The following is a 15417-nucleotide window of genomic DNA, read 5'->3' as shown; positions in this document are numbered from 1 at the left end:
CGGCTCAGGCGCCAAGGTTTGCCGGCAGCGGGGCCTTCAGCCATTGCTCGGACAGGCCGTTCAGCGTGCCGTCCTTGATGCCCTGCTCAATCAGCGCATCCACCTTTGCCTTCAGGGCCGGTTCGTTTTTCTTCAGGCCAATAAAGCACGGCGAATCTTTCAGCATAAAGCTCGGCACCGGGGCTTTATCCGCGTTCTGGCGCGAAATGGCCGCCACCACGAGGTTGCCGGTTGCCACGTACTGCACCTGTCCGGAGAGGTAGGCGGAGAGCGTGGTGTTGTTATCCTCGTAGCGCTTCACGTCCGCGTCTTTCGGCGCCAGGCCGGTCAGCACCATGTCCTCCACCGCCCCGCGCGTCACGCCGATGGTTTTTCCGCTCAGCGCGGCGGCATCTTTCAGCTCGGCGCCTTTCGGACCAAACACGCCGAGGAAGAACGGCGCGTAGGCGCGGCTAAAGTCGATCACCTTCTCGCGCTCCGGGTTTTTACCGAGGCTTGAAATGACCAGATCCACCTTATCGGTTTGCAGATACGGCACGCGGTTGGCGCTGGTCACCGGCACCAGCTGCAGCTTAAGCTTCATCTGTTTGGCCAGATAGCGCGCCATGTCGATGTCATAGCCCTGCGGCTGCAGGTCGGTCCCCACCGAGCCAAACGGCGGGAAGTCCTGCGGAACGGCAATGCGGATGGTGCCGCGCTTCTCGATATCCTGAAGCTGGTCAGCCTTTGCCGGCAGCTGTGTGAAGAGACATGCGGCCCCGGCCAGTGCAATCAACAATTTTTTCATGGTGCTTCCCCGTAACGTTAACATGAAACAAAAGATTCTTTGAATGTGATTTTGCAACTAATGTGCCAACCAGGGCGAAGCGGGAAATATTCTTGTAAAGCCTGATAAAACGGGGAAGGGTCGAAAAAACGAGCGTTTTCCCGACCCGCCACATGCACCATTTTAATGCAAAGCACCAGCCTGATGCCCCATTATCGTTGTTCGAGTTCGTCCAGCTGCTGGTAGAGGGAGGCAATCTCGTGAATGCGCGGACGGCCTTTATCGAGAATCTCATGCAGGAAAGCGTTCGCCAGCAGGTTGATCAGGCTGTTGACCGAGGAGTAGCTGTCATAGGCCGAGACGCTGTCCAGCGGGGCGCAGAGCTGCCAGCTCGCCAGCGGAAACAGGCTGTGCGCCTGCGGCTCGCACATCAGCAGTACCGGAATACCGCTGCTCTGAAGCTGCTGCATCAGCGGGCGGATGATGCGCGGGCGGCGGCGAAAGGCCATCATGACCACCAGATCGTCCGGCGTTAAATCCACCAGCTCCTCGCCCAGGCTCTGCCCCGGCTGCGGCAGAACCAGCACCTGACCGCGCGCCTGCAGCAGCTGCTGACGCAGGTGCAGCGCCGCCGGATAGGCGTTACGCATGCCGATAATGACGATGCGCCGCGCCTTCACCATGCAGGCCATGGCGTCGGCAAACTGCTGCGCGTCGAGGGCATTGACCCACTGGGTCAGGTTCGCCATCTCCTGCTTATAGTGGCGCGCCAGCAGCGTATTGCCCTGCACCGCGTCGCGGTTATCGGTGAGCGGCATCCCGCTCTGGCGCAGGGTGCGCAGCTCGTCGCGCATGTCCTTATATTTCTCATAGCCCAGACGCTTAAACAGACGGCTGACCGTGGCTTTCGACACCCCGCTCAGCTGCGCCAGCTCGGCGCTGTTGTAGCTAATCAGGTCGTCAAAATGGTCGAAAATAAAGTCCGCCACCCGCTGCTCCTGCGGCGACAGCGACGGGTACTGTGCTTTCAGACGTTCATCCAGTTGTTCCATAGCGCCTCTGTAACTTTTGTTTCATCACATTGTACCTTTTATTATGCGTATTCATTATACGTGCCAGTTTACTGAAACTTTTCTTTCAGATCTGGAACAGCTTTTGCAGCACCTTGTGACTTTCAGGGTTACGAGGACGCTTTATGCAAAGTAATGTCTCCACGCACGGCATGGCCGTTGCGCCCCACCATCTTGCCAGCCAGAGCGCGCTGGCGGTACTGCGCGAAGGCGGCAGCGCGATAGAGGCGATGGTCGCTGCGGCGGCCACCGTTGCCGTGGTTTACCCGCACATGAACGGGCTGGGCGGCGATGGCTTCTGGCTTATCGTGCCGCCGGACGGCGAACCTGTCGCCATTGATGCCAGCGGCACGGCGGGATCGCGCGCAACGCTCGCCGCCTACGACGGGCTGGCGCATATTCCCCACCGCGGCCCCCGCGCGGCGCTGACCGTCGCCGGCACGGTGAGCGGCTGGGACGAGGCGCTGAAGGTCTCGCGCGAGATGACCGGCAAGGCGCTGCCGCTGGCCCGCCTGCTGGCCGACGCCATTGACTATGCGAAGAACGGCACGCCGGTCACGGCCTCGCAGGCCCATGCCACGGCCAGCAAATTCGACGAGCTGAAGGACATCCCCGGCTTCGCGGAAACCTGGCTGGTGGACGGCAAGCCGCCAGAGGTCGGGAGCCGCTTTTACCAGCCCGCCATGGCCACGACGTTGACGCGCCTGGCGGAGGACGGTCTGGACAGCTTTTACCGCGGCCCGCTGGCGGAAGTCCTGGCGCACGGCATGGAGACGCTGGGCCTGCCCGTGACGCTGGCCGATTTGCGCACGCACGTCGCCCGGCGCACCGCGCCGCTGAGGCTGCAGCATCAGCAGGGGGAGATCTTTAACCACGCCCCGCCGACGCAGGGGCTGGTCTCGCTGGCGATACTCGGCATCACCGACCGCCTGAATATGGCGGAGGCCGACGACGCCGACACCATTCACCGCATCGTTGAAGCCACCACGCTGGCCTTTGGCCTGCGCGATGCCCACATCACCGACCCGCGCGAGCTGAAAACCGATATTCAGGGTCTGCTGGATCCCGCCGCCCTGCAGGCGCTTGCCGACAGGGTTGACGACGGACGCGCCGCGCCGTGGGGCACCGGAAAAGGCCCCGGCGATACGGTGTGGATGGGAGTGATGGATAACAGCGGGCTTGCCGTGTCGTTTATCCAGAGTATCTATCACGAGTTCGGCAGCGGCGTGGTGCTGCCCGACACCGGCATCGTCTGGCAGAATCGGGGCGCATCGTTCAGCCTCGATCCCGATAGTCTTCTGGCCCTCGCGCCGGGCAAGCAGCCCTTCCATACCCTGAACCCGGCGGCGGCGCGTCTTAAGGACGGGCGCGTGATGGTCTACGGATCGATGGGCGGCGACGGCCAGCCGCAAACCCAGGCCGCGCTCTTTACCCGCTACGCGATTCAGGGCGTGCCACTGCAGGAGAGCATTTCCCGCCCGCGCTGGCTGCTGGGGCGCACCTGGGGACAAACCTCGGACACGTTAAAGCTGGAAGGACGCTTTACCGCTGAGACGGTCTCACGGCTTCAGGCGCTCGGACACGAGGTGGAAATCTTCCCTGACTTCAGCGAAGCGATGGGCCACGCGGGCGCGATTGTCCGCCACCCCAACGGGCTGTTCGAAGGGGCATTTGACCCGCGCAGCAACGGCGCGGCCGCCGGATTCTGAGGAGAAAACAATGACGACACAACAACCCGACTGGCAGGCGTATCTGGCGCAAATGGAGTCCGTGCTCGACGTGACGCTGGACGATGCCCGCCGCGCCGAGCTGCAGGTGCAGTTCAGCCGCATTGCAAGCATGGCCGCCCCGCTGATGGCGCTGCCGCTCGATGACCGTCTGGAGATCGCAGGAGTGTACAAAGCATGAGGCTACACGAGATGAGTATCAGCGCGATCCAGCATGCGCTGGGCGCGGGCGAGCTGAGCGCTCGCGAGATTGCCCGCCAGACGCTGGAGGCGATTGCGCGCGTTAACCCGCAGATCGGCGCCTGGACCGCCGTGACGGAAGCACGTATGCTCGCCGAGGCCGAGAGCATCGATACCCTCCGCCGCGAAAAGCGCCCCCTGCCGCCGCTGGCGGGCGTACCCTACGCGGTAAAAAACCTGTTCGACGTTGCCGGCCACACCACCCTTGCAGGGGCAGAGCTGTTCAGCCAGCGCCCCGCCGCGGCCGCTGACAGCTTCGCGGTGCGCCAGCTGCGCAGCGCGGGCGGGCTGCTGACCGGGATGGTGAACATGGACGCCTACGCCTACGGCTTCACGACCGAAAACAGCCACTACGGCACGACGCGTAACCCGCACGATCTGGCGCGCATTGCGGGCGGCTCGTCCGGCGGCTCGGCCGCCGCCGTGGCCGCCGGGCTGGTGCATTTTTCGCTCGGCACCGACACCAACGGCTCGATTCGCGTTCCGGCCTCCTTGTGCGGCATCTACGGCCTGAAGCCCACGTTTGGCCGCCTGTCACGATCCGGCAGCCATCCGTTTGTCGCGAGCCTCGATCATATCGGCCCCTTTGCCCGCCGCGTGTGCGATCTGGCGTCCGTATACGATGCGCTGCAGGGCCGGGACAGCAGCGACGCTTTTCAGGCAGAGAGCTCGCGCGAGCAGACGCGCCCCCTGCTCGACCTCGGGCTCGACGGCCTGCGCTGCGCGGTGCTCGGCGGCTACTTCACCACCTGGTGCGACGCGAATGCCAGAGACGCCGTGGCGCGGGTGGCGAAGGCGCTCGACGTGCAGGATGAGCTGCAGTTCCCGGACGCCGAACTGGCGCGTTCCGCGGCGTTTATCATCAGCGCCTCCGAAGGGGGAAATCAGTACCTGCCCGCGCTTCGCCGCGAGCCCGAGCGGTTTGAGCCGCACTCCCGGGAACGCCTGCTGGCAGGCGCAATGATCCCCTCCGCCTGGTACATTCAGGCCCAGCGGTTTCGCGCGCACGCCCGGCAGGCGTTTAAAACCCTGTTCGCGCAGGCCGACGTGCTGATCGCTCCGGCAACGCCGCGCAGCGCCACGCTCGCGGGTGAGCAGACCATGGAGATTAACGGTCAGCCGCTCCCCATTCGCGCCAGCATGGGGATGCTGACCCAGCCGATTTCGTTTCTGGGCCTACCCGTGACCACCGTTCCGCTGCGCACCGCCCAGGGTGCGCCGATTGGCCTGCAGCTGATTGCCGCGCCGTTTAACGAGCAGGCCTGCCTGCGCGTAGCGCGCGTGCTGGAAGAGAGTGGGATCGCCGACGCGCGTCCGGCGGAGGTGGCCGCATGATGAATCACGATGACATTAACCTGCCGTGGGTGGTTGCCGAGGTGACCGCCGCGTTTTACCGCTATGAAGACGCGCTGGTGAGCAACAACGTTGCGGTGCTGGACGAGCTGTTCTGGCACGACAAAAACACGGTGCGTCTGGGGGCGGGTGAAAACCTGTATGGGATTGATGAAATCCGCGCCTTTCGCGCGGCGCGCCCCGCCGCCGGGCTGCAGCGGACGCTGCGTCACACCGTGATTACCACCTTCGGGGAGGATTATGCCGTGTGCAGCACCGAGTTTACCCGCGAGGGCACGGAGCGCATTGGCCGCCAGCAGCAGACGTGGGTACGGTTTGCCTACGGGTGGCGGATCGTGGCGGCGCAGGTGAGTTTGATGGTGTAATGCTGAAAAACCCGCCCGGTGGCGCTGCGCTTACCGAGCCTGCGATGTCCCGTATGCCCTGTGGGTCCTGTAGGCCGGGTAAGGCGCAGCCGCCACCCGGCTAAACACGGCACACTTATTTCTGAAACGGATGCACCTCCCGCCAGTGGTTGGCAATCTGCTGGCGGGTACAGACCCACACCCGCTCGTGCTGCTGCACGTAATCCAGGAAACGCTGCAGCGCGCGAAAACGCCCCGGCCGCCCCAGCAGGCGGCAGTGCATGCCGATGGACATCATCTTCGGCGCGCTTTCCCCTTCTTCGTACAGCACGTCAAAACTGTCCTTCAGGTAGGTATAGAACTGCTCGGCGGTGTTAAACCCCTGCGCGGTGGCGAAGCGCATGTCGTTGGCATCCAGCGTATAGGGCACGATCAGGTGCGGTTTACGGGAGCCGTCGCCGCAGGCCACTTCCGTCCAGAAGGGCAGATCGTCGCCGTAGTAGTCGCTGTCATAGTCGAAGCCGCCGTGCTCCACCACCAGCTGGCGGGTGTTGGGGCTGTCGCGCCCGGTGTACCAGCCCGTCGGCGGCTTGCCGAAAAGGTCGGTCAACACGTGCACCGCCTTGTGAAGGTGTTCGCGCTCCTGGCTGATATCCATGCTCTGGTAGTGGATCCAGCGCCAGCCGTGGCTCACCACGTCGTAATCCGCTGCCTTGATTGCCTCGACGATCTCAGGATGACGCGCCAGCGCCATCGCCACGCCGAAGACCGTCAGCGGCAGGCCGCGCTTTTGAAATTCACCGTGGATCCGCCAGAATCCGGCGCGGCTGCCGTATTCGTAGAGGGAGTCCATCGACATGTGTTTATCCGGGTAGCTGGCCGCGCCGATAATGTCCGACAGGAACTGCTCGGATCCGGCATCGCCGTGCAGAACGTGGTTCTCCGCCCCTTCCTCATAATTGAGCACAAACTGCACGGCGATGCGCGCCTGATTCGGCCACCGCGCGTGCGGCGGGTTGCCCGCGTAGCCGCGCAGATCCCGCGGGTAATTCTGTTCAAAAAGCCCCATTGCCACCCCCAAAAATTAAAATGGATTCAGTGCCTGAAACTGTCCGCTTAACGCTTTTTTCTCCGGGAACGCCAGATCCCCGTGCTTGCTGGTCGACAGCCCCAGCGCCACCAGCGACTCCACCATCTTCACCGCCGCGCTGACGCCGTCGATGACCGGCACGCGCAGCTCGCGCGTCAGCTCCTGCGCCAGCGTCGCCATGCCGCCGCAGCCCAGCACGATGGCCCCGCAGCCGTCCTCTTTCAGCGCCTGTATACAGCTCGCACGCACTTTTTCCTGCGCCAGACCGCTGCCGTCTTCCAGCGCCAGCACCGGGAGATCGATAGCGTGCAGCGCCGCGCAGCGATCGTGAAAGCCATACTGGTGCAGCAGATGGCGGGCAATAATCAACGTGCGCGGCAGCGTGGTGACCACCGAAAAGCGCGTCGCCACCAGCGTCGCCATATGCATGGCGGCTTCCGCAATGCCTATAACCGGCCCCTGCGCCAGCTCGCGCGCCGCCAGCAGGCCCGGATCGCCAAAGCAGGCGATGACGTGACCGTCCACGCCCTGCTCTCTGCCGAGCTTAACCTGTTCGAGAACCCCCACGGCGGCGATGGCCTCATCAAAGTGGCCCTCTATAGACGGCACGCCCGCGCTCGGGCAGACCGCGAGGATCTCCGTTCCCGGCGCCGCCACCGCGCGTGCCGCCGCGCCGATGGTTTCCGTCATCGCGAGGCTGGTGTTGGGGTTAATTACTTGTATACAGACAGAGGACATTACGACTCCTTGTGGCCGGCAAACAGCCGGGCAAAATCAGGCAGACACTCGCCCGCCCGCTCGAAGCAGAGGCTGGCGACGATATGTTCAAAATGGTGCATTAAGGCATCGCTGAGCGGCTGGAGCGCCTTCTGGCGCAGCAGATCCACAAGCTGTTCGTGATCGTTGCAGCGGCACCCCTGACGCCACGGCGCGCCCCAGGTGGCAATCACCAGCGACGAGCGCTGGCTCAGGCCGGTCACCATCTCCGTCAGCACCTGGTTGCCGGAGATGGCCTGCAGCTGAATGTGGAAATTGGCGGAGTGGCGAATTGCCGCCGGGCCGTCGTACGCCTCGTGCGCCTGCTGCTCCTGGCGAATAATGGCTTCCAGGGCGGCAAGGTGCGGCGGCTGGCAGCGGGCCAGCACGTCCGGCAGGTTAGCGACCTCCAGCAGGGCGCGGGTGCGGAAGATGTGCTGCGCCTCTTCCACCGTCGGGCTGGCAACGTGTGCACCACGCTTGGGCGTTAAGGTGACCATTTGCACAGCGGCGAGTCGTTGAAGCACCTTGCGGATGCCCGTGCGGCTTACGCCAAACACCTCGGCCAGCGCCTCTTCCGGCAGTTTGCTCCCCGGCAGCAGCTGATGTTCGACAATCGCGGTCATCAGCGCCTGAAAGATCGATTCATCTTTGTCATGCAGGTCTGCCGCGGTCTGCAGGGCATTTATGTTGTTCATTCACCACTCCGTCTTTTACTCTTCGTTATCGAATCGTATACATAAAAATAAAATATTGCATACAAGATTTATTATTTTGGCCTGGATCCTGCAACACCGTCTGCACTCCCGCTTAACGGGTTTTCATTCACAGGAGCAGGTTTCATGCCAAACAGTCAAAACGCGCAGCAGGGTACGGCCGCTGATTCCGGTGCGGTTTACAGCCCACGTCTTTGCAATGAGGATCTGGCACCGACGCGTGACCAGAACTGGAGCTGGTACAACATCTTTTCGTTCTGGATGTCGGATGTTCACAGCATGGGGGGTTATGTTGTCGCCGCGAGCTTCTTTACGCTCGGGCTGGCAAGCTGGCAGGTGCTGCTTTGCCTGCTGGTGGGGATTTGCATCGTGCAGCTGTGCGCCAACCTGGTGGCCAAACCGAGCCAGATGGCGGGCGTGCCCTATGCGGTGATCAGCCGTCAGGCGTTTGGCGTCTTCGGGGCGAATATCCCGGCGGTGATCCGCGGGCTGATCGCCTTTGCGTGGTACGGCATTCAGACCTATCTGGCCGCCAATGCCCTGATGCTGGTGGCGCTGAAGTTCTGGCCGTCGCTCTCTTCGCTCACCACCGGCGCGTTCCTTGGCCTGTCGCATCTGGGCTGGATCTGCTTTGCTATCATGTGGGTCCTGCAGGCGATGGTCTTCTGGCACGGCATGAACGCCATCAAGCGCTTTATTGATATCGCCGGCCCGGCGGTCTACGTGGTGATGCTGGCCCTCGCCGGATGGATTGTATACAAGACCGGTTTTGACGGCATTTCCTTCACCCTCGCCAGCAAATCCCTGAGCGCGGGCGAGCAGACCTGGCAGATGATCACCGCGACCGCGCTGGTGGTGTCTTACTTCTCCGGCCCGCTGCTCAACTTCGGCGACTTCTCCCGCTACGGCAAAAGCATGGGCGAGATACGCCGCGGCAACCGCTGGGGGCTACCGTTTAACTTCCTGCTGTTCTCCATCGTCACCGTAGTCATTGTCTCCGGCACCCAGTCGCTGTTTGGCCGCATGATCACCGACCCGATCGAAACCGTCAGCCGCGTGGGCAACGATCTGGCCGTGGCGATTGGCCTGCTGACGATGATCACCGCTACCATCGGGATCAACATCGTCGCGAACTTCGTCTCCCCGGCGTTTGATTTCTCTAACTGCTCGCCGCAGAAGATCAGCTTCCGCACCGGGGGCATGATTGCCGCCGTCGGCTCGATCCTGCTTACCCCGTGGAACCTGTTCAACTCGCCGGAGCTTATCCACTACACCCTGGACGTGCTCGGGGCGTTCATCGGCCCGCTGTTCGGCATTCTGATTGCCGACTTCTACCTGATTAAGCGCGGCAAGGTGTCGGTTGACGATCTGTTCGACGACACGCCAAAGGGTAAATACTGGTACCGCAACGGCTTTAACCCGAAAGCTATTGGCGCGCTGATCCCATCCGTTGCCGTGGGCCTGGTGATTAGCTTCATCCCGGCCCTGCATGAGGTGGCAAACTTCAGCTGGTTTATCGGCGTCTTCCTCGGCGGCGTGACCTACCGCTGGCTGGCGCGGGAAGACCGCGAGACGGCGGGCGCGACGTCGTTCAGCTCCCGCGTGGCGACGCAAAAAGAGTAACCCCCTCCTCCGGCCGCAGCGTATCTGCGGCCCGTTCATTCTGGCACCGTTCTTGCTGCGCCTTATCACCCCGCTACGCAAACACTAAGGCAGGAACCATGATGGATTACCAGACAGCGATCCGCGGCGCATTTTTTGATATTGCCCAGGTCTGCGACAGCGCAGACGCGATTGCCCAACACGCGCGCTACCTTGAGGACGGGCTGCTGTTTATACAGAGCGGGAAAATTCTGGCGCACATGCCGTGGCAGGAGGGCGAGCAGTATCTTGACCCCCACAAGGGCTACACCGACCTGCGCGGCAGGCTGCTGTTGCCCGGTTTTGTCGACACCCACGTCCATTATCCGCAAACGGAGATGATCGGCGCCTTTGGCGAACAGCTGCTGGAGTGGCTGACCACCTACACCTTCCCGGTGGAGAGCCAGTTTTCCGATGAAGCCTACGCGAAAGAGATCGCCGAATTTTTCATTCAGCAGCTGGTGAGCAACGGCACCACCACCGCGCTGGTGTTTTGCACGCTGCATCCGGAATCGGTCGAGGCGCTGTTTACCCAAGCCCTGCGACTGAACATGCGCCTTATCGCCGGAAAGGTGATGATGGACAGACACACGCCGGACTACCTGAGCGAAGACGCGAAGCAGAGCTACCGGCAGACGCGGGCGCTGATCCAGCGCTGGCACCACCGGGGACGCTTGGGGTATGCCATTACCCCGCGTTTTGCACCGACGTCTTCACCCGAGCTGCTCGCCGCGGTCAGCCTGCTCAGAGAGGAGTTCCCGGATACCTGGATGCAGACCCACCTGAGCGAAAACCCCAACGAAGTAGCCTGGGTGAGCGACCTCTGGCCGGAGCACGAGCGCTATCTGGACGTATATCACCACTACGGGCTGACCGGCGAGCGCAGCGTGTTTGCCCACGCGATTCACCTTCACCACAGCGAGTGGCAGTGCCTGCACGACACCGGCTCGGCGGTGGCGTTTTGCCCCACCTCTAACCTGTTTCTCGGCAGCGGGCTGTTTCGCCTGCCCGCCTGCTGGCAGCACAGGGTGCGCATGGGCATCGGCACAGACGTCGGGGCGGGTACCACCTTCAGCATGCTGCGCACCCTGGGGGAGGCCTACAAGGTCGGCCAGCTTCAGAGCTACCGCCTGCGCGCCAGCGAGGCGTTTTATCACGCCACGCTGGGCGGCGCGCACGCTCTCAGGCTCGAAGATAAGATTGGCAACTTCGCGCCCGGGAAAGAGGCGGATTTCGTGGTGATTGACCCCGACGTGACGCCGCTGCAGCGCCTGCGCAATCGCCGCTGCCAGGATATCTACGAGCAGCTTTTTGTGCTGATGACCCTCGGCGACGAGCGCAACATCAGCGAGACCTGGGTCAACGGCGAGCGGGTGTGGTCAACTGCCCCGGTAGGTTGACCACCCGCCGGGCGCAATCACAAACGGCAGGTGGAAATGTTCGTCTGCCGTTTCTCCCGTCACAAAATCAATTTGCGCGCAGGGCCAGATCGTGTCGCGACCGGTTTCGCTAAACCACGCGCCGATCTCCGCCACCAGCCGATAGCGGCCCGCGGGCAGGAAAGGGACAAATTCGGTGATACGACCATTAGCGTTGGTCACGCCCGTCGCCATGATTTCGCCCTCCCGTTCGAGATGGACCGTCACGCCCTCTGCGGGTTTGCCCGTCGAGATATCCAGAATATGGGTGCTGAGTGTGCTCATTCGCTAATGACTCCTTCCAGCCGTAGCAGCGTAATTTCCCGCAGCTGTTCCAGCGCGGCACGGACTTCCTGGGCGTCGCTGTTCTCCAGCCGCGCGTGCAGCGCCTGTAAAATCTCCTCGCCGCTGCGGCCCTTCGCGCGGATCAGAAAGACGCGTCCGAAGAGGGCCTCGTAGCGGGCATTTCCCTCACGCAGCGCCCGGGCAAGGTCAGCATCGCGATCGTTCACCTCGCCCTGCTCCTGGCGCGACAGCGCCGCCTCCGCCTGTGAACCTGCGGGCTTTTCCCCGATGCGCGGATGGGCGTTCAGGGCCTGCGCCAGCGCCGCTTCATCCCAGTTTTGCGTCAGCGCGTTTGCCGTACTAAACAATTCGTCCCGGCTGGCGTAGGGTCGCCTCAGAGCCAGCGCATCGGCCCACTCGGGGAGCGCCACGCAGGGATGAATCAGCGCTAACGCCTTTTCGTGGGGAAGATGATTGAAGTCGTGCAGTGCGATCATAGTGTCTCCTTTATTGTCTTCCTCCGGGTTATTGCACAAACCACGCCACTCTAAACGCGGGCGTGAAACAGTCGATTCCGTATAGCTCAACTGGAAATTTTTGATTCAAAAAAAGGCACGTTCACCGCGTTTGCGCACCTTATCAGTGCAAACGTCCCCCTCACAACGCCGTTTTCGCCACTCTGCAGCCTGGTACGCAAATTGCTGAATGTCTTTACACCCTGCAAAAGGAGAGAAGCATGAGAGCAATCGTCATTGGTGCGGGTATTGGCGGCCTGAGCGCCGCCGTCGCGCTGAAGAAAGCGGGTATCGACTGTACCGTGTTTGAAGCCGTCAAAGAGATCAGGCCCGTCGGGGCGGCCATCTCCATCTGGCCTAACGGCGTGAAATGCATGCAGCACCTCGGCATGGGCGACATCATCGAGACGTACGGCGGGCCGATGCGTTTTATGGCCTACAAGGATTACCGGCGCGGCGACACCCTGACCCGCTTCAGCCTTGCCCCGCTGGTTGAGCGTACCGGCGGGCGTCCCTGCCCCGTCTCGCGCGCCGAGCTTCAGCGCGAAATGCTGGACTTCTGGGGGCGCGACAAGGTGCAGTTCGGCAAGCGCGTGGAGCGCGTCCATGAAGACGACGCGGGCGTGAACGTGACCTTCACCGACGGCACCACGGCAGCCGGCGATTTTCTGATTGCCGCTGACGGCAGCCACTCGGCGGTTCGCCCTTACGTGCTGGGGTATACCCCGGAGCGCCGCTACGCCGGGTACGTGAACTGGAACGGGCTGGTGAAGATTGACGAAGAAATCGCCCCGGCGCACCAGTGGACCACCTTCGTTGGCGAAGGCAAACGCGTGTCGCTGATGCCCGTCTCCGGCGGACGCTTCTACTTCTTTTTTGACGTGCCGCTGCCCGCGGGCCTGGCGGAGGATCGCACCACCCTGCGCGCCGATCTCACGGGCTACTTCCGCGGATGGGCGCCGCCGGTGCAGAAGCTTATCGCGGCGCTGGATCCTGAAACGACCAACCGCATTGAAATCCACGACATTGAGCCGTTCGACAGCCTGGTGCGCGGCAACGTCGCGCTGCTCGGCGATGCCGGACACAGCACCACGCCGGATATCGGTCAGGGCGGCTGTGCGGCGATGGAAGACGCCGTGGTGCTGGGAGAATGCCTGCGAGAAAACCACAACATCACGCTGGCGCTGCGGCAGTACGAGGCGCTGCGCTGCGACCGGGTGCGCGACCTGGTCCTGAAGGCCCGTAAGCGCTGCGACGTCACCCACGGGAAAGACATGGCGTTGACGCAGGCCTGGTATCAGGAGCTCAAAGAAGAGACCGGCGAGCGCATCATCAACGGTCTGTGCGAGACCATTCAGGGCGGCCCGTTAGGCTGAACGTAAGAGGGATAACGATGAAAAGAGAACCGACTCCACCCGCCCACTGCACGTTTGAGCCAGAGGACTGGCTGCGCCTCGCGAAATGCTGGCATCCGGTCGCGCGCGCCTGCGACGTTGGCCCGGCACCGGTTAAGGCGACCCTGCTGGATGAACAGCTGGTGATTTACCGGATTAACGACCAGGTCGTGGTCGCCCGTGACGTCTGCCCGCACCGCGGCGTGCCGCTGACGCTCGGCTTTCACGATGAGCATGGGATTATCTGCCCCTACCACGGCCTCCGCTTTGGGGAAGACGGGCGCTGCAACCGTATTCCGTCCAGCCCCGACCAGCCCGTTCCGGCGAAGCTGAACCTGATAAACTACGCCGTGGAAGAGCGCTTCGGCCTGATCTGGACCTGCCTGGCGTTTGACCCGGACAATCCTGTACCGCTGCCCACCATGCCGCACTGGGATGACGACGGATTTCAGCAGATCAACTGCCCGGCGTTTGAGGTGAACGGCTTTGCCGGACGTCAGGTGGAGGGGTTTCTGGACGTGGCACACTTTGCCTGGATCCACACCGATACCTTTGCCGATCCCAGTAATCAGCTGGTTCCCACCTATCAGCCGCAGGAGACGCCGTTCGGTTTTGTTGCCGATTACTGGAGCTCCGTGAGCAACTATCCCGCCAGTTCACCCGTGCAGGCGCCAGAAGGATTCCAGTGGCTGCGCCATTTTGAAATGCATCTGCCGTTTACCGCCATCCTGACGATTCATTTTCCGGGAGAATCGAGACTGGTCATTATGAACGCCGCATCGCCCGTCTCGTCACGTGTAACCCGCATGTTCGCGCCGATCGCGCGTAACTTTGACCTGCATATCCCGGTGGAAGATGTACATGCCTTTAACCTGCGGATTTTTGAAGAGGATCGCCTGATGGTCGAAACCCAGCGCCCGGAAAGTCTGCCGCTGGATCTGACCCTGGAAGCCCATATTCCCGCCGATAAAAGCTCAATTGCCTACCGTCGGGGGCTGAAGAAGATGGGCTTTGGCGAATTTTTCCTCGTATGACGGAGGCCGATATGCTGAGCGTAATTGTTGACGGGCTGTGGCGCGAGGGCGACAAAAGCCTCGCCGTCAGGCTGGTAGCTGAAGACGGTAACGCGCTGCCGGCGTGGCAGCCCGGCGCGCACATTGATGTACACCTGCCCTGCGGCGCGGTGCGCCAGTATTCCCTGACCGGGGCATGCGGAGACGAGAGCTATCTTATCTGCGTGGGACGGGAAACCGCCTCGCGCGGCGGATCGCGCTACGTTCACGAGACGCTGCGACCCGGGCAGAAATTAACGATTTCTGCTCCGCGCAATCTGTTTCCGCTGCATCAGGCTGATCGGGTGTTGCTACTGGCGGCAGGCATTGGCATTACGCCGCTGTATGCAATGGCCCTGCAGCTGAAGGCGGCCGGAACGCCGTTTACGCTGCACTATTACGTCAAACGCCGCGAAAGCGCGGCGTTTGCGCGCGAACTCTCCCGGTTCGGTGAGTGCCAGATTCATACCGCCAGCCCGCGCACGGCGCTGGCAGAACATCTTCCGGTGGCTGAGTCGGGGCTTCACGCCTGGATCTGCGGTCCGGCAGGGTTTATGGAAAAAGTGCGAGACGTGGCGACGGCCAGGGGATGGGATGATGGCCATCTTCACAGCGAGGCGTTTCAGCCCGCGGCCCCTGCCGCACGCGGTGACGCAGGCGAGATCTTTACGGTCAAACTCGCCTCGACCGGGGAGCGCTGGCCGGTGCCCGCGGATAAGACCATCGCTCAGGTATTACAGGAAAATGGCGTGGACGTGCCGCTTTCATGCGAAATGGGGATCTGCGGGGCGTGCCTGACGCCGGTGATTGACGGCGTGGCGGATCACCGGGATAGCGTGCAGTCGGAGGCGGAAAAAAGCGCAACGGACCAGCAGGTGGCGCTGTGCTGCTCGCGGAGCCATTCCGGGGAGCTGGTGATTGGGCTGTAAAACGAAAAAACCCTGCGATATTGCTATCGCAGGGTTTCGAATTTGGCGGAAGCGTAGAGATTCGAACTCTAGAACCCTTTCGGGTCGCCGGTTTTCAAGACCGGTGCCTTCAACCGCTCGG

15 protein-coding genes and 1 pseudogene are annotated in these 15417 nt (G+C 62.5%); 9 read left to right on the top strand and 7 right to left on the bottom strand.

Features of this window, described 5'->3' with window-relative positions:
- Positions 1–4: 4 nt before the first annotated feature.
- Complete coding sequence (locus tag ADJ24_RS21320; RefSeq protein WP_023311064.1) at positions 5–787, bottom strand: transporter substrate-binding domain-containing protein; 783 nt, start codon at positions 785–787, stop codon at positions 5–7.
- A 191-nt stretch (positions 788–978) separates the two neighbouring features.
- On the bottom strand, positions 979–1818 hold the full coding sequence (gene hpxU, locus ADJ24_RS21315; RefSeq protein WP_023311063.1) for a MurR/RpiR family transcriptional regulator HpxU: 840 nt from the start codon (positions 1816–1818) through the stop codon (positions 979–981).
- A gap of 143 nt (positions 1819–1961) precedes the next feature.
- Here hpxU and hpxW point away from each other — a divergent pair, with 143 nt between their 5' ends.
- From hpxW to hpxZ, 4 genes are read left to right on the top strand one after another with little or no spacing between them, the layout of a single operon-like run.
- Positions 1962–3545, top strand: a complete 1584-nt coding sequence (hpxW, locus tag ADJ24_RS21310) for an oxamate amidohydrolase (RefSeq protein WP_048703672.1) — start codon at positions 1962–1964, stop codon at positions 3543–3545.
- 10 nt (positions 3546–3555) lie between these two features.
- A complete protein-coding gene (gene hpxX / locus ADJ24_RS21305) occupies positions 3556–3744 on the top strand; it encodes an oxalurate catabolism protein HpxX (RefSeq protein WP_023311061.1) in 189 nt (62 codons plus the stop codon).
- A complete protein-coding gene (locus ADJ24_RS21300) occupies positions 3741–5138 on the top strand; it encodes an AtzE family amidohydrolase (protein ID WP_023311060.1) in 1398 nt (465 codons plus the stop codon). The genes hpxX and ADJ24_RS21300 overlap by 4 nt, the downstream gene beginning before the upstream one ends.
- The gene (hpxZ, locus tag ADJ24_RS21295; protein WP_023311059.1) at positions 5135–5521 is read left to right on the top strand and encodes an oxalurate catabolism protein HpxZ; all 387 of its coding nucleotides are present in this window, start codon (positions 5135–5137) and stop codon (positions 5519–5521) included. Before ADJ24_RS21300 ends, hpxZ begins: the two co-directional genes overlap by 4 nt.
- A 115-nt stretch (positions 5522–5636) precedes the next feature.
- On the opposite strand, the gene puuE is transcribed toward hpxZ, so the two are convergent.
- The 3 genes and pseudogenes from puuE to ADJ24_RS21280 all read right to left on the bottom strand — a co-directional run bounded on the left by puuE (position 5637) and on the right by ADJ24_RS21280 (position 8044).
- Positions 5637–6536, bottom strand: a complete 900-nt coding sequence (gene puuE / locus ADJ24_RS21290; protein ID WP_233422269.1) for an allantoinase PuuE — start codon at positions 6534–6536, stop codon at positions 5637–5639.
- Positions 6454–7328, bottom strand: a pseudogene (gene hpxA / locus ADJ24_RS21285) (allantoin racemase). The gene puuE and the pseudogene hpxA overlap by 83 nt, the downstream one beginning before the upstream one ends.
- On the bottom strand, positions 7328–8044 hold the full coding sequence (locus tag ADJ24_RS21280; protein ID WP_023311056.1) for a GntR family transcriptional regulator: 717 nt from the start codon (positions 8042–8044) through the stop codon (positions 7328–7330). Before ADJ24_RS21280 ends, hpxA begins: the two are co-directional and overlap by 1 nt.
- A 144-nt stretch (positions 8045–8188) precedes the next feature.
- Between ADJ24_RS21280 and ADJ24_RS21275 the strand changes: the two genes are divergently transcribed.
- A complete protein-coding gene (locus ADJ24_RS21275) occupies positions 8189–9685 on the top strand; it encodes an NCS1 family nucleobase:cation symporter-1 (protein ID WP_023311055.1) in 1497 nt (498 codons plus the stop codon).
- A 98-nt stretch (positions 9686–9783) separates the two neighbouring features.
- Positions 9784–11103, top strand: coding sequence for a guanine deaminase (guaD, locus tag ADJ24_RS21270; protein WP_045354530.1), 1320 nt, complete (start codon positions 9784–9786; stop codon positions 11101–11103).
- On the opposite strand, the gene uraH is transcribed toward guaD, so the two are convergent.
- Both uraH and uraD read right to left on the bottom strand, forming a co-directional pair.
- Positions 11083–11406: a hydroxyisourate hydrolase gene (gene uraH, locus ADJ24_RS21265; protein ID WP_023311053.1), complete on the bottom strand. Its 324-nt coding sequence runs from the start codon at positions 11404–11406 to the stop codon at positions 11083–11085. The two genes, guaD and uraH, sit on opposite strands and share 21 nt — an antisense overlap.
- Positions 11403–11903, bottom strand: a complete 501-nt coding sequence (gene uraD, locus ADJ24_RS21260; RefSeq protein ID WP_023311052.1) for a 2-oxo-4-hydroxy-4-carboxy-5-ureidoimidazoline decarboxylase — start codon at positions 11901–11903, stop codon at positions 11403–11405. The genes uraH and uraD overlap by 4 nt, the downstream gene beginning before the upstream one ends.
- A gap of 239 nt (positions 11904–12142) precedes the next feature.
- Between uraD and hpxO the strand changes: the two genes are divergently transcribed.
- Genes hpxO through ADJ24_RS21245 form a run of 3 tightly spaced genes read left to right on the top strand, consistent with a single transcriptional unit; the run spans position 12143 to position 15296 of the window.
- Entirely contained in the window at positions 12143–13297 is a 1155-nt protein-coding gene (gene hpxO, locus ADJ24_RS21255) for an FAD-dependent urate hydroxylase HpxO (protein ID WP_023311051.1), read from the top strand.
- A 17-nt stretch (positions 13298–13314) separates the two neighbouring features.
- The gene (gene hpxD / locus ADJ24_RS21250; protein ID WP_023311050.1) at positions 13315–14349 is read left to right on the top strand and encodes a molybdenum cofactor-independent xanthine hydroxylase subunit HpxD; all 1035 of its coding nucleotides are present in this window, start codon (positions 13315–13317) and stop codon (positions 14347–14349) included.
- An 11-nt stretch (positions 14350–14360) separates the two neighbouring features.
- A complete protein-coding gene (locus ADJ24_RS21245; protein WP_023311049.1) occupies positions 14361–15296 on the top strand; it encodes a PDR/VanB family oxidoreductase in 936 nt (311 codons plus the stop codon).
- The last annotated feature ends 121 nt before the right edge of the window (positions 15297–15417 follow it).

The organism is Enterobacter sp. 940_PEND (assembly GCF_001059415.1).
Lineage (GTDB): Bacteria > Pseudomonadota > Gammaproteobacteria > Enterobacterales > Enterobacteriaceae > Enterobacter > Enterobacter cloacae_M.
Note: the sequence above shows the minus strand (reverse complement) of the source record. Positions and strands in the feature narration are given on the sequence as shown.